This window comes from Bacillus sp. FSL H8-0534 (assembly GCF_038005885.1).
In the GTDB taxonomy this organism is placed as follows: domain Bacteria; phylum Bacillota; class Bacilli; order Bacillales; family Bacillaceae_G; genus Bacillus_A; species Bacillus_A pseudomycoides.
Genome location: NZ_JBBOUC010000001.1, coordinates 4,938,983 through 4,952,341 on the forward strand (window position 1 = coordinate 4,938,983; position 13,359 = coordinate 4,952,341).

14 protein-coding genes and 4 pseudogenes are annotated in these 13,359 nt (G+C 31.9%); 14 read left to right on the forward strand and 4 right to left on the reverse strand.

Annotated features, from left to right (window positions below; all coding sequences use genetic code 11):
* Positions 1-143: 143 nt before the first annotated feature.
* The 3 genes and pseudogenes from MHH71_RS25300 to MHH71_RS25310 all read left to right on the forward strand — a co-directional run.
* Positions 144-263: pseudogene (locus tag MHH71_RS25300) on the forward strand (recombinase family protein); the annotation flags it as partial.
* A 545-nt stretch (positions 264-808) separates the two neighbouring features.
* A complete protein-coding gene (locus tag MHH71_RS25305; RefSeq protein ID WP_003199325.1) occupies positions 809-1,003 on the forward strand; it encodes a hypothetical protein in 195 nt (64 codons plus the stop codon).
* A gap of 53 nt (positions 1,004-1,056) precedes the next feature.
* Positions 1,057-1,341: pseudogene (locus tag MHH71_RS25310) on the forward strand (DDE-type integrase/transposase/recombinase); the annotation flags it as partial.
* On the opposite strand, the gene MHH71_RS25315 reads toward MHH71_RS25310, so the two are convergent.
* Positions 1,281-1,457 carry a hypothetical protein gene (locus MHH71_RS25315; protein WP_157753643.1) on the reverse strand — a complete coding sequence of 59 codons (177 nt, stop codon included), beginning with the start codon at positions 1,455-1,457 and terminating at the stop codon, positions 1,281-1,283. The pseudogene MHH71_RS25310 and the gene MHH71_RS25315 overlap by 61 nt on opposite strands.
* Before the next feature lie 266 nt (positions 1,458-1,723).
* Here MHH71_RS25315 and MHH71_RS25320 point away from each other — a divergent pair, with 266 nt between their 5' ends.
* From MHH71_RS25320 to MHH71_RS25370, 11 genes and pseudogenes are all read left to right on the forward strand, one after another.
* On the forward strand, positions 1,724-2,446 hold the full coding sequence (locus MHH71_RS25320; protein ID WP_006097326.1) for a response regulator transcription factor: 723 nt from the start codon (positions 1,724-1,726) through the stop codon (positions 2,444-2,446).
* Positions 2,443-3,837 (forward strand): annotated as a pseudogene (locus MHH71_RS25325) (sensor histidine kinase). Before MHH71_RS25320 ends, MHH71_RS25325 begins: the two are co-directional and overlap by 4 nt.
* Positions 3,838-3,923: 86 nt before the next feature.
* A complete protein-coding gene (locus MHH71_RS25330; protein WP_006097324.1) occupies positions 3,924-4,838 on the forward strand; it encodes an ABC transporter ATP-binding protein in 915 nt (304 codons plus the stop codon).
* Positions 4,838-5,578: an ABC transporter permease gene (locus tag MHH71_RS25335; protein ID WP_003199332.1), complete on the forward strand. Its 741-nt coding sequence runs from the start codon at positions 4,838-4,840 to the stop codon at positions 5,576-5,578. Before MHH71_RS25330 ends, MHH71_RS25335 begins: the two co-directional genes overlap by 1 nt.
* A 12-nt stretch (positions 5,579-5,590) precedes the next feature.
* On the forward strand, positions 5,591-6,337 hold the full coding sequence (locus MHH71_RS25340; protein ID WP_006097323.1) for an ABC transporter permease: 747 nt from the start codon (positions 5,591-5,593) through the stop codon (positions 6,335-6,337).
* 335 nt (positions 6,338-6,672) lie between these two features.
* The gene (locus tag MHH71_RS25345; RefSeq protein ID WP_003199336.1) at positions 6,673-7,281 is read left to right on the forward strand and encodes a TetR/AcrR family transcriptional regulator; all 609 of its coding nucleotides are present in this window, start codon (positions 6,673-6,675) and stop codon (positions 7,279-7,281) included.
* 12 nt (positions 7,282-7,293) lie between these two features.
* The gene (locus tag MHH71_RS25350) at positions 7,294-8,580 is read left to right on the forward strand and encodes an MFS transporter (RefSeq protein WP_006097322.1); all 1,287 of its coding nucleotides are present in this window, start codon (positions 7,294-7,296) and stop codon (positions 8,578-8,580) included.
* Between the two features lie 196 nt (positions 8,581-8,776).
* Positions 8,777-9,196 (forward strand): VOC family protein, encoded by a 420-nt coding sequence (locus MHH71_RS25355; RefSeq protein WP_033799446.1) that lies wholly within the window; start codon positions 8,777-8,779, stop codon positions 9,194-9,196.
* Positions 9,197-9,477: 281 nt separating this feature from the next.
* A complete protein-coding gene (locus MHH71_RS25360) occupies positions 9,478-10,302 on the forward strand; it encodes a VanW family protein (protein WP_018782230.1) in 825 nt (274 codons plus the stop codon).
* Between the two features lie 440 nt (positions 10,303-10,742).
* Positions 10,743-11,327 (forward strand): DUF3238 domain-containing protein, encoded by a 585-nt coding sequence (locus tag MHH71_RS25365; RefSeq protein WP_033799794.1) that lies wholly within the window; start codon positions 10,743-10,745, stop codon positions 11,325-11,327.
* A 67-nt stretch (positions 11,328-11,394) separates the two neighbouring features.
* Positions 11,395-11,643: pseudogene (locus MHH71_RS25370) on the forward strand (NAD(P)H-dependent oxidoreductase); the annotation flags it as partial.
* A 243-nt stretch (positions 11,644-11,886) separates the two neighbouring features.
* Here MHH71_RS25370 and MHH71_RS25375 read toward each other — a convergent pair.
* From MHH71_RS25375 to MHH71_RS25385, 3 genes are read right to left on the reverse strand one after another with little or no spacing between them, the layout of a single operon-like run.
* A complete protein-coding gene (locus MHH71_RS25375) occupies positions 11,887-12,369 on the reverse strand; it encodes a CcdC family protein (protein ID WP_003199351.1) in 483 nt (160 codons plus the stop codon).
* A 13-nt stretch (positions 12,370-12,382) separates the two neighbouring features.
* Positions 12,383-12,781 (reverse strand): DUF2871 domain-containing protein, encoded by a 399-nt coding sequence (locus MHH71_RS25380; protein ID WP_018782225.1) that lies wholly within the window; start codon positions 12,779-12,781, stop codon positions 12,383-12,385.
* Positions 12,782-12,836: 55 nt separating this feature from the next.
* The gene (locus MHH71_RS25385; protein WP_018782224.1) at positions 12,837-13,211 is read right to left on the reverse strand and encodes an HsmA family protein; all 375 of its coding nucleotides are present in this window, start codon (positions 13,209-13,211) and stop codon (positions 12,837-12,839) included.
* Positions 13,212-13,359: the final 148 nt, after the last annotated feature.

Sequence of the window (13,359 nt, forward strand, 5' to 3'; positions counted from 1 at the left end):
TTTTATCTTCCATAAAATGTCTTAGCGTGGGTTTTATGTCATTTGGTTGGCGGGACCCTGAGTAGTTAAATAACTACTTGAATTCCCTCTTGTTATAAATTTGTGAGTGGCTCCAAAAAGAAGGAATCGTTGCCGTATCCCCTATACTGTCAAAACTAACTATTGGGGATACTTTGGTCGTAACTAGAATGGATCGTTTAGGGCGAAATACCATTCAGCTATTACAGTTAGTAGAACAACTTCAGGAAAAGGATGTTCACTTTGTAACAACTCTATAAATATAACTTAATATCATAATTATAATATATAAACTGAAAATACCTATAAAATCCACCTTAAATTAACCTTAAATAATTAGACCTTTTTTATCATTCATGAAAGTAAACTTTTCAATATTAGTTTACTTTCAAACCCCTTAAAATATCGAATTACAATTAAATTCCAGGTAATTGCTGTGAAATTTTTATTTTAGATCCAATAAAGATACTTTGCTAATTGTTTCATAGCAACTACACCTTAAATTTATTTATTCACTTTCTAATTATATCGTGCCTAAATAAGAAAAATTTAGTAATTATAAATCATAAAATTCATATATTTTTTATAGAAAGAATCCTTTAGGGCTTCCAACATGTTACCTCTAATATTTTATAAAAGAGGAATTATTTAACGATTTTCTCTTTAACTTAAAAAGATAAATTAATATAAATAAATAAATGAATAAATAAAAAGGAATTCCAATGAAAATAAAGAATTTATCAGTAATAAAGTTAATAATTGGTTTTTTGAAGGGGTAATTTGTGAAGCTATGGAGGGAAAAAAACTTTTAAAACAGTGGAAAGCAGATTTACAAACTATTAAAGAAGAGAAAAGAAAAAAGAAAAGGAAAAAGAGAAAAAGCACAAATAAGAAGTTTGCCATTCCTAGTAATACCGCTAATTTTATGAATGAGAATCATGTATATTATAAAAGAAACGGTGTTTGGAAACAAAGAGATAAATAGGTATTTAGAATGGGCGCAATAAATTTTGACTAAATATATAGTCAAAATTTATTGCGCCAGCGTTACTTTATGCATTTAAAAAGTTAAAGGAGAAAGGATTTTACAAAAGCACCGTTAATTGTACCGTTAAACATATGAATAATCGTATAGAACAAGACCACCGACATGTGAAACGTCGTTTTGCTAGGTCATCGGGATTTCAAACTCTCCGGCATGCTTCTCGTACAATAAAAGGCATTGAAACCATTCATGCCCTATACAAACAAAGGCGAAGTCTTCAAATAGGCTCCGCCTTTTCGGTGTATAACGAATTACAGGAATTATTAATGGTTGCATAACCATTTAACGATGCAACTCTAGATTCTCTATGTTTTGGGTAACTTTGCAACAGAACCGTGTGCTCACTTTTTTTCTCCTGTTTTAGACAGGAAGAAAACTGTTTTGCCACATCCATGTATTTGCCTCCTCTCTTGTAAATTATGTTGCATAAACAAATGATCACTTCTTATAAATTGTGTTGTATTAGGTGACCCATGTTTAACTTAAAATTTTCATAATAAAAGCAATCATATCGAAAAAATGATAATCCTCCTCTAAAATCAGTAAGAAAACTTTTAAATTACTATTTTACTGTAGAATGGAAATGATACATTAATAATTAAGGTAATACTGTTCACTATTTAATTTTAAACTATATAGAAAGATATTGAGGTGCAATAGATGATACATAATATTCCAGATGTTTATACAAAAAAAATCCTTATAGTAGATGATGAAAAAGAGATTTTAAATTTGTTAGAAACAGTTTTAAAGAAAGAGGGGTTTCAACATATTTATACTTATACAACAGGAGCAGAAGGAATACGCATGTGTAAGCGAGTACAGCCAGATCTTATCATGTTAGATATTATGCTTCCAGATTTAGATGGATATAGTGTTTGTCAGCAAATTCGACAGTTTACATTCGTTCCAATATTTTTCTTATCGGCGAAAAATGAAGATTTAGATAAAATACTTGGATTAAGTATAGGTGGCGATGATTACATTACAAAGCCTTTTAGTCCGAAAGAAGTAGCATATAAGATAAAAGCATTTTTTCGACGCAATCAATATCAAGAAAAGGCTCGGATTATGTATCAGTTTGGAGACATTACGATAGATGAGGCACAAGGAACAGTGTTAAAGGGTGATACATTACTATCTTTAACAGCAAAAGAATTTAATATATTACTATTTTTAATAAAAAACCCAAATCAAATTTTTAGTAAGGCCCGCTTATATGAAGCTGTCTGGGGAGAAACATATCTGGGTAATGACAATATTATGATGGTGCATATGAGACATTTAAGAGAAAAAATAGAGGATAATCCTTCCAACCCTCATTACCTTGTAACAGTAAGGGGACTCGGATATAAACTTAATACAAAAGGTGATGCAAGATGAAGTGGAAGGTCACGAGACTATATATTACCTCATTAATAGGATTAATTATGTTTATCCTAATCGTTCAATTTTTTGCTTTTAGTTATTTAGTATTTACTTATAACCGTGAGGGAATGGACGATCCAGAGGGCTCAGTATTAGCTTTTCAAAAAGAAATCACAGTAGAAAATGGAAGTATTTCTATAACAAATAAAGGGAAAATTTTTTTGCAAGAACATGGAGCATGGTTACAAGTATTAAATCGTAATAGTGATGAAGTATTTCAAATGTATAAGCCTAAAAATACACCAACTCATTATACCCCTAGTGATTTGATTTTACGCTATAAGTACGATATTGGGGGGTATACAACGTTTGTGGGTAAATTAGATAAAAGTACACAAGTAGAAAGTTATATTGTCGCTTTTCCGTCAAACCAAGCATTGCGAAAATCTGTCTATTTGAACTTCAATAATTTATCTAGCTTCTATCCATATGGAATTTTAATGTTAATAGGAGTAACAGTAGTTTGTATTTTATTATTTGCTTACATTGTGGCAAGGTATATGTCAAAACCTGTTGTCACGATAATTGAACATATTAATAAGTTAAAACAAGGACAATATGAACAAGTACCGGAAGAAAAAGGAATATATGCAGAGGTATATATAACTTTGAATCAGTTATCGCATCAACTAAAGGATATTAATCTCCAAAGAAAAAGGCTAGATACGATGCGAGCAGAATGGATTATAAATATCTCTCATGATTTAAAGACACCACTTTCTTCTATTAAAGGTTATAGTGAAATTATAGGGAATCGCAAGTATAAAATCAATATGCAAGAAATGTACCAATATGCAGAAGTCATTCAAAATAAATCAATTTATATTGAAAAATTGATTAATGATTTAAAACTTACATATCAATTGAAGAATGCGTTGTTACCTATCCATAAAAATACAGTAGATATTGTGAATCTCACCCGAGAAACGATTATTGAATTTATGAATATGCCTCATTATGAGAATCGATTAATTGAGTTTGAATGTCTTAAGAAGGAACTAATTATAAAAGCAGATCAGGGATTAATTCAACGTGTGATAGTAAATTTATTGAATAATGCGCTTATTCATACTGATGTTGAAACATTAATACAAGTTCGCATAAAATAAACATCTGGATATACCGTATTTACGATTGAAGACAATGGTGACGGAATAAATAAAAATGATTTACCACACATTTTTGATCGATATTTCCGTGGTACAAATACAGATCCAAAAAGTGGTTCAGGTTTAGGAATGGCGATTGTAAGAGAAATCATCGTGGCTCACGGTGGAGAAATTATAGTTGAAAGCAGCAAAGGAAACGGTACAAAAATTATATTTCAGCTTCCGTTAGAAAATTAAGCTAAACTTAAGGTCAGCTCAATTCAAGATTAAGCAAGAACTTTCATAATAAATGATAGCTTAATCAAGAAAAAGAGGTGCCAATAATGGGAACATATATCGTTGAGACAGAAGATTTGACAAAGACATATGGAGCTGTAAATAGTGTGAGTCAATTACAAATGAAAGTCGGTAAAGGTGAAATCTATGGATTTCTAGGCCCAAATGGGGCTGGGAAAACAACGACAATTAGAATGTTACTGGGATTAATAAAACCGACTACAGGTAATATTAAAGTATTCAATCGAGATTTAAAAACAAATCGAATAGATATTTTAAGAGAGGTTGGCTCTCTTGTTGAATCGCCATCTTATTATGGACATTTAACAGGTCATGAAAACCTAGAAGTAATTCGGCAAATGTTACAAGTACCAAAAAAGAATATTGATGAGGTATTGTGTATCGTTCGATTAGAGAAACAAAAAGATAAACTAGTTAAACAATACTCACTTGGAATGAAGCAACGCCTTGGCATAGCAATGGCACTACTTGGAAATCCAAAATTGTTAATTTTAGATGAACCCACAAACGGATTAGACCCTGCCGGGATTCAAGAAATTCGTGAACTCATCAAACAACTGCCAAAGCAATATGATATGACAGTTGTTATTTCTAGTCATTTGTTAAATGAGATGGATCAAATTGCAACACAAGTGGGCATTATTAATAGTGGACAGCTTATTTTTCAAGATAAAATTGAAGTGTTACGCAAAAAAAGTCAGGCATCAATGAAAATACGCGTAAATGATGTAGTGAAGGCTCATCAAATTTTAGAACAGCATCAAATTCATCTTAGAATTGAAGGTAATTGTCTAGTTACGCATCAACAAGAAGATCACCTTATTTCTCACATAAATCATTTATTAGTACAGCAGAATTTATCAGTGTATCGAATTGAAGAAGAGAAGCATACGTTGGAAGAAATATTTCTAAGCCTAACAGAAAAAGGTGGTGTTTTATAATGATTGCTGCCTTAAGAAGTGAATTATTGAAATTAAAAAGAAAGAAATTATTTTTAGTAGTATTTTTGATACAGTCTTTAGCATTACTTTGGTTATTTGCTATTGTGTCACAAGACAAAAAGGAATTTCTAAATTGGGAGTCGCTTCTTTCAAGAGTAAGTATGATAAATGCATTATTTTTACCTATAATGATTGCGACAATTACATCTCGAATAATTGATTTTGAAAATAAGGGGAACACCTGGAAGCTATTGTGTGCAATTCCCACATCTAGGAAGCTAGTATATATAACCAAAATTATCTTTAGCCTCTTTTTTCTTGTATACGCAGGTGTAATTTCTATTTCTGTAATTATATTAATGGGAAAAATCTTTAATTTTGATGGTGGAATTCCGGTGATATTATTACTGAAATATGGTTGTTTTACCATTATAGGATGTATTCCTATGGTTATTTTGCAACTCTGGATATCTTTGGTAGTGAAAAATCAAGTATTTTCTTTAACGGCAGGTGTAATCGGCTCATTTCTTGGGTATTGCGGGCAGATGTTTCCTTGGAAAACATGGATAATTTGGACATATTCATCTCTGACAAATCCAATTTCTTGGGCTTTTTCCAATGGGAAAATAGTGTATTTCCCAAATGAAGGAGTCATGATGAATCTTTTGTTAAGTTTAGGAGTTAGTTTATTATTTATCGTTCTTAGCACTGTTCATTTTGCGCACAAAGATATTCATTAGGAGGATGCAGATATGTTATTAAGCTCATTTCGATGCGAATTATTAAAATTAAAACGTTCAAAAATATGGATTGTAATGACATTCATTCCGCTTATTTGTATTGCGCTTGGACTCATAAATTTTCAAGTAAACTATGATGTCTTAATGAAAGTCTCAACAAATGAGTGGGAGAAAGCTTGGACACAAGTTGGATTAATTTATGGATTATTTTTATTTCCTGTCGTAGTAAGTATTTATTGTGCATTTGTATGCCGCTTTGAACATAGCGAGGGAAATTGGAAAAAAATCATCTCTTTACCAATTCCGTTTCAATATGTGTACATGGCAAAGTTATTAGTAATCTTTATGTTAACTTTATTGACACAAGTATTTTTTTTAATTGCTTATATTGTAATTGGTAAGCTACTAGGTATTACAAGTCCTATTCCTTGGATTTCATTATTAAATTGGTCATTCAATGGATGGATTGGTACATTTTCAATTGCTGCAGTACAATTATTTCTCTCATCTTCTATAAAAAGTTTTGCTGTTCCAGTTGGAATGAGTTTTGGTTTTACATGTATAGGAATGATATTTCATTACTTAAATATCGGGTATATATGGCCATTTTCGCAACCAGGATTAGCAATGGACCCTATTCATCTAGAAGGCTTGCAGACTTTCTTTCAATTTAGTAGCTTTTATGTGTTAAGTTGCTTATTTGTTATTATATTTACTTTTGTAGGAGTTCAAAGATTTACAATAAAAGATATTATATGATGTTGATTTGAAATAAAGTCGCGATGTTTATAAAAAAGATGCGAAGCTTTACCCTTTTGGATATTTTTATCTAAAGGGGTGTTTTTATGACTAAAAGAAAAAGAACATCTGAATAAAAGGTGGATTAAGGAATTATTGAGTGACATAGAGTTGTTCTGTTAAAGGGCCATTTAATAGAATAACGACTTTTGAGCTAAATTTATTGGTTTGCGAAGTTCGAATATAACTAAATGTAAAAATATGAAAATAAATTCCTTCATCATATTGACAATGGAAACAAATTACAATAAAATTCGATTGATTAATCAATCATTTATTATGAAAGGAGCATCTAAATGGAACCTAGACTTACTAATGATGAAAAAAAGAAAAGAAAAAGATCTACTATCCTAAACGCCGCAATTAAATTATATAGTGAGAATGGTTTTGCAGAGACAAAAGTTGCCGAAATAGCAAAAGAAGCAGGAGTTAGCTTTGGTACTGTATTTACGTATTTTGATTCAAAAGAAGCACTTTATGAATCAGCGATTTTGGAGCCATTGGAGGAAATCAAACCATATTTTATTGAGATAGAAGAACACTTTAAAGGTGAGCCTCTTGAAGTTGTGAAGGAAATGATAGATTGCCATGTACAACTCTTTTCAATGAAAAGTGAATACCTACGTCTAATTCAGCAGGTTCTTGCGAGACCTGATCGATTTCCAAAGCTTTTTAAAGAACTAAACGATTTTGTAAATGTATTTATAGACTGTATTCATCCGGTTATTGAAGCAGGGCAAAGGCTGGGTTACTTTTATGAAGAATCACCTTCATTAGTTGCCGAGTCGTACTTATCCATCTTAAACGGAATGCGTTTAACGTTTATTGATGAATATACAAACTTGATGTGGAAGGATATAACGATACAAGCCCTGAGATTATTTGGACCTATCTCTAATAAATAAGGAGTGATTTATATGAAATTGAGAGATATACATCCCAACATCAAACTTCGCCTGGCTATGCAATTTCTAGGCAGCCTTATTTCCATGGCTGTTATACCTTTTCTGGCAATCTATTTTTCTCAGAAAATTGGAGCTACTGAAACAGGTATTATTCTTATAATAATTGTGATTAGTGGGGTCATTGGAGGTTTTATCGGGGGGCATGTTTCAGACAAAATAGGTCGGAGAAAAATAATGATTTATTCTGAACTTGGTATATTGCTTTCGTATCTGTTTATAGCACTTTGTAATTCCCCTTGGTTTAACCTTCCTTATATTTCCGTAGCATTCTTTATTATCAATATGTTTTGGGGAGGAATGTTTCAGCCAGCAGCACAAGCTATGATCATTGATGTTACTAATTCCGAATCGAGAAAGCTCGTATTTACAATTAGCTACTGGCTGGGGAATTTATCAACTGCTATTGGAGGAATCATTGGAGCATTTCTTTTTAAAAACCACTTGTTTGAGTTATTTATTGGGATTTCACTCATCTCTTTGTTATCTGTATTCATGACTATATTCTTCATCACAGAAACCTATACACCGGAACCTTCATCTACGTCTTCTAATTATAAGAAAAAATTCTCATCAATAGAGATGTTTCAAACCTATTCAAACGTTTTAAAAGATAAGCTGTTTATGTTTTATATTTTCGGAGCGATCTTGATCTTTTCCTTGGAACAGTCTTTAACAAACTATATTGGGATTCGTCTTGAAAAAGATATACCCCATCATTCAGCTTCATTGTTTGGAATAGATTTCATGCTTGATGGCACAAAGATGCTGGGTTTTCTCCGAACGGAGAATACAATTCTTGTAGTTCTCCTATCAAGTGTTGTATTATTCTTATTTAAAAAGTGGAGTGATCGCTGGACTCTAGTTACAGGAATGATGATCTTTTCTATATGCTTTAGTATTTTTGCCTTTACAAATAGCGTGTTGTTTCTTTTTATTGCCATGTTTATTGGAACAATTGGTGAACTGATGTATGTTCCTATTAAACAGGCGATGATAGGGGAACTTGCACCACCTAACGCTCGTAGCACCTATATGGCTTTTAATGGCTTGACTTTCTACGGAGCAATGATTGTATCTTCGTTGTTGATCATCGTTGGAGAGTGGATTCGTCCCATATATATGGGGGGATTGCTTCTTATTCTAGGATTAACTGGTACATTTTTGTACTACATAATAACAAAAACGCTAGACTCTAAAGTTAGTGAAAAAAATGAAAGAAAAGTACCTGTTTCTTATTAAAGGGTTGTTTTTCCACTAATGCATGAAAAGAAACTAACTGGAAAACAATCTTCCGCAATCGGAGCATTTAATGGAGCATGTTTGTTGAACTAACGAAACATCATAAAGAAAATTATGGAATTTACAAAGGCAATAGGTACATAAAAAGAGAACATATTTATTAATGTTATTTAAGTTACTGAAAGGAGAAAATAGAATGAAAGATAAATTATTGAGGGTTGGAACTATTTATATTCCTGTTACCAATGTAGAACTTTCTTCAAAATGGTATGTAAACAAACTAGGTGCAGAGTTAGGCTATAAAGACGAAGACAAGGCTATTCTTAACTTTGCAAACCAAAGTTTTTTCCTGGTTAAATCCCAAGAAAATCAAAGCTTGAATTTTCACGGTTTTTGCGGTGAAGAGCGCTTCTCTTTAACATTTGAAGTTAATGGTTTAAATGCACTTGAATCAATCCATAGTGATTTTATTAAAAAAGAAATAAAAGTTGGAGAGATTGAAAACAGAGGACACACTGGAAAGAATTTTGTTTTTTATGATTTAGATGGTAATAAATTTGATGTTTGGAGTGAATTAAGTTCCATCTTCAGAGAAAAATACCTAATATCGCAATAAGGGATTTTAATTATTCAATAAACAGTAGATTTACAGAATCAGTCTGTCCAAAATCAAAAAGAGTTCATCCACCAAGTGTTTGGACTTATAGCATAAAATACGATCTCGCTAGAAATATATGCGCTATATTCTCTTTTAGTTTATCTTTGCACCAGAACCTTTATATGTACTATAAGGTAATACAGTAAGAAATACATATCAATTTGCTTAGTGATGATGAATAAGGTGTAAATTTGAATACAATATATAGATGAATAATATATAAAGGAGCTCAACTCTCAATGGCAAGAAAATTATTAACACAAAGGTTTCCTCTTTTAATTCCTATTAGAATCAGACAACGTAGGATGTTTAAAAAAATAAGAGACCGTCTTGAAGGTCATAAGTTTTCAAAAACATTTGAGCAAAATCCATTACCTTACAGGATTTATAAACATAAATCTTTGCTTATTAGAAAGTTAGGTGATACGGATATACAGCTGCAGTATAACAAAATCACCAATTTAAAGCTAGCCATCTGCAAAATAAACCAGGTTGTAATTAAACCGGGAGAAACATTTTCATTTTGGCATCTTGTTGGTAATTCCAGTGAAAAGGCTGGATATAGAGAAGGAATTATTCTAATGAATGGCGAAGCGATAAAGGGAATAGGCGGTGGTCTCTGTCAGTTAGGGAATCTTCTTTACTGGATGTTTCTTCATTCAGAGTTGGAAACAGTGGAAAGATATCGTCATAGTTTCGATCCATTCCCTGACTATGGACGTGTGATTCCATTTGGAACAGGCGCCACTTTGATGAATGGTATTATTGATCTCAAATTGAGAAACAATTCAAATATTTCCTATCAAGTCAATCTACATCTTGACGAAGAATACATCTATGGAGAAATTAGGGCATCCCAGTATCCTCCATATAAGTATTCTATCGTTGAAGAAGATCATCGTTTTGCAAAAAAAGTAGATGGCCAAGTATACAGACAAAATAAAGTTTATAAAAAAATAGTTGATCGTGTCACAGGTAACTTAGTTGACAAAGAACTAGTCATGGAAAATGATTGCTTAGTAAAATATGAAGTAGATGATGAGAAAATTGTGGTTTCTTTATAGACAAGGATTTTCACTTATCTAAAGATATTTGAAAAAACTGCGTAGATAATTTTAAAATAAAAAGAAGACTCAACTAGATTGTTTTCTAGTTCGGTCTCCTTTTATGTATAAATTATTTCATTATAAAGGATAAAATCCCAGCAATTATGCATGTAATTCCGCCTAAAAACTGTCCTATTCCAGTGAGTTTGTCTAAAAATGATTTGTATTTTTTCGTACTATATATACCCCATAATACTAAGATTACTCCAAAAAGTATAAACGCTAGTTTTAAAATAATAATCTAGATATAAATATGAATCAGAAGAATGTCACTATTTAAATCAAAAGCAGAAAATATTAAAGAAAAAACAATTGAATATGCGAAAGAAATTGCGATTTGTTTTGCTCAAGATTTTTCTGTATTACCCAAAAAAATTAGAGTTACAGAGGTGTGTCTCATGACTAGTATCGTTAAAATTAGAGCAAGCGTATTTATTCCAATGTCTTGGACTGAACCTAAGAAGGACATTCAAACGGGCAATGTGATCCAATTTGAAGGTGACTCACGTGAATTTACACCTTATGCTGTAAACGCTATGCGTTCCAGAATTGAACAAGAAGTAGTTGTAGATTTTTACAAAAAAGAAATTTTCACATATGGAAATACAGGTATAACCACAGAAAGGGTTACAACTTCAGATGGTTCCGTTAATAAAAGAACAGGAAAAGCTAGTACAGAAAATATTTTGTGCACTGATATTGTATGGAATTCTGATGACGTCAAATTTCAAATGAGTGCGAGTGCTAGCAATCCATTAAATGTATATGCACCTCCCGTTGACTACCTATTAACCGTACAGGTCAAAAAAGATGGCACTGTCCATATTGAAGGTGCACATGATGGATTCCCTTGTTATGAATTTTATAAACAAGTAAATTTTGAGCCGTTTGAAGAAATTCATACACATGATTTCAGAGAAACTGGTGATACAGCTGAAGCGCTAGGTGGAGAAATGGAGTATAGTTTTAAAAAGATATTGTAAAGGCAATATAACGCGGTTTTTAGTGAATATATAACAACGTAGGAGTAAGTAACAGGAGAAACAGAGAATGACAACAGTTTTATTTGTAAAAGCAAACAATCGCCCGGCAAACCAATCAGTTAGTGTAAAATTATACGAGGCTTTTTTAGCGAGCTACAAAGAATCACATCCAAATGATACAGTAGTAGAGCTTGATTTATACAAGGAAGAATTTCCATATGTAGGAGTAGATATGATTAATGGTACATTTAAGGCTAGTAGGGGACTTGATTTAACAACAGAAGAAGCAAAGGCTGTTAAATTAGCAAGTACGTTCTAATTAATATAACATTTGTTACTCTATGTAGCAGTACCAACATTTTTATAGCGGTGGTACTGCTTTTTTAGTCGCTTATCTCGCTACTTTTTTACATTTTATCCATACAGAACTAAAAAATTGAACAAGAAGTAATAAATATAGCTTTGAAAGAAATTTAAATTAAATTTCTTTCAAAGCTATAATGAATCATTTTGTAAGAGCTAAGAAACAGCATCCAACATTAGAAATGTGCTTTTTCGATTAAAGACTTTTGCCTACAAACTGCATTTCCCGCTGCAATTTCATAAACGAACGGTACATCCCAATTCTCCAAGAGACGATCATCGCAAAAGCGAGTAAGAAGAACATGCCGCTTAATTGTCCTAAATCAATTGATTGACTTAAATATGATTTGAAAGCAATACGGACAACAAGTAAACCGACTAAAATAAATATAAATGCTTTAGAAGGTATTAAATAGATGTCTTTTCCACGTATTTCAAATTTTGACGTTTTAATAAGAAAAATAGAGAAAAATAAACCAACGATAACTGCTTCTAGAATTTCTGTTGTTGTTAATCGAAATTCTGGTAAGAAGTACATGGATGCTCCCGTACTCATAAAAATTGGCGGGAGTATAATTTTTTTAAGTGTTATAGGTTTTTTTGCTGATTTTAAGCGAAGAAACATCATTCCAACAGCCATACAAAGAGCAATAATACTTGATAGAACAGCTAAGTTCATGTTTTACCTCCTTTTATCCTTTGTATGATTTTTTTAATAGAATCATAAACCAAACAAGACCGACACCGATGATAGAATGAGACATTCCTGCCATATGACTTAATCCATTAAAATCGGTTCCATTTATTTGAAGAAGTCCACGGGCCGCCATTGAAGCAACTGTTAAAACCAATCCTATATTATAGACGATGAACCACATGTTAAAACTTTTTGCTTCATGGAATGCAAATGATTTTGATAGGGCTAAGGCAATTAAGAAGAATAAAAATCCAAGAACTAACACATGTGTGTGCAACAGGTTCAGTAGAGTAGTACCTTGAATTCCTTGCGCTTTTGCATATTCTCTCGCGAATATACCTGATAATAAACCGATAATTAAATAAGTGAATGCTGCATTATATAACTTTTTCATCATATACCTCCTAAGGTAGTTTTAGCAATGTTGATTTTTGGTAATGAAACTTTATTTAAAAGCTATTTGTCATTCCGTATATAAGTCCAGAAATATATGGAATTAGCCAAATGAACCATACGATAACGCTTAGTGTGTGGAATGTTGTCATCATTTTTGTATCTTTTTTTATTAACACAATTGTTGCCCAAACAGCATGGAATAGCATAAGTAAAATGGCTGATAAGCCTGTTATTCCATGGAAGCTGAACAGGGATCCTGCTTCTGCCATTTTCTCCATTAATGTGGTCCCGATCGTATCACATACGAGTCCAAGCCAGAAAATAATGACATGCCAAAATTTTAATGTCTTTTGAAATTTTTCACTCCATACTCCGATTGTATAAAAAATGAGTGCAGCTGTAATAAATGTAATAGCAGATGCTAACACGTTCATCATTCCTTTCTAACAGTCAGTTGCTTTATATAAAGCATGTTACATGAGAATTATGAATAGAATATGAACGCAATATTACATATGAATTTCGCTGGATTATTATATTTGAATTCAATTATGCTGTAAACAAAAAATTAAAATG

Coding starts and splice junctions, on each gene's coding strand:
- MHH71_RS25305 (WP_003199325.1), top strand. CDS start 809: ATGGAGGGAAAAAAACTTTTAAAACAGTGGAAAGCAGATTTACAAACT.
- MHH71_RS25315 (WP_157753643.1), bottom strand. CDS start 1,457: ATGGATGTGGCAAAACAGTTTTCTTCCTGTCTAAAACAGGAGAAAAAA.
- MHH71_RS25320 (WP_006097326.1), top strand. CDS start 1,724: ATGATACATAATATTCCAGATGTTTATACAAAAAAAATCCTTATAGTA.
- MHH71_RS25330 (WP_006097324.1), top strand. CDS start 3,924: ATGGGAACATATATCGTTGAGACAGAAGATTTGACAAAGACATATGGA.
- MHH71_RS25335 (WP_003199332.1), top strand. CDS start 4,838: ATGATTGCTGCCTTAAGAAGTGAATTATTGAAATTAAAAAGAAAGAAA.
- MHH71_RS25340 (WP_006097323.1), top strand. CDS start 5,591: ATGTTATTAAGCTCATTTCGATGCGAATTATTAAAATTAAAACGTTCA.
- MHH71_RS25345 (WP_003199336.1), top strand. CDS start 6,673: ATGGAACCTAGACTTACTAATGATGAAAAAAAGAAAAGAAAAAGATCT.
- MHH71_RS25350 (WP_006097322.1), top strand. CDS start 7,294: ATGAAATTGAGAGATATACATCCCAACATCAAACTTCGCCTGGCTATG.
- MHH71_RS25355 (WP_033799446.1), top strand. CDS start 8,777: ATGAAAGATAAATTATTGAGGGTTGGAACTATTTATATTCCTGTTACC.
- MHH71_RS25360 (WP_018782230.1), top strand. CDS start 9,478: ATGGCAAGAAAATTATTAACACAAAGGTTTCCTCTTTTAATTCCTATT.
- MHH71_RS25365 (WP_033799794.1), top strand. CDS start 10,743: ATGACTAGTATCGTTAAAATTAGAGCAAGCGTATTTATTCCAATGTCT.
- MHH71_RS25375 (WP_003199351.1), bottom strand. CDS start 12,369: ATGAACTTAGCTGTTCTATCAAGTATTATTGCTCTTTGTATGGCTGTT.
- MHH71_RS25380 (WP_018782225.1), bottom strand. CDS start 12,781: ATGAAAAAGTTATATAATGCAGCATTCACTTATTTAATTATCGGTTTA.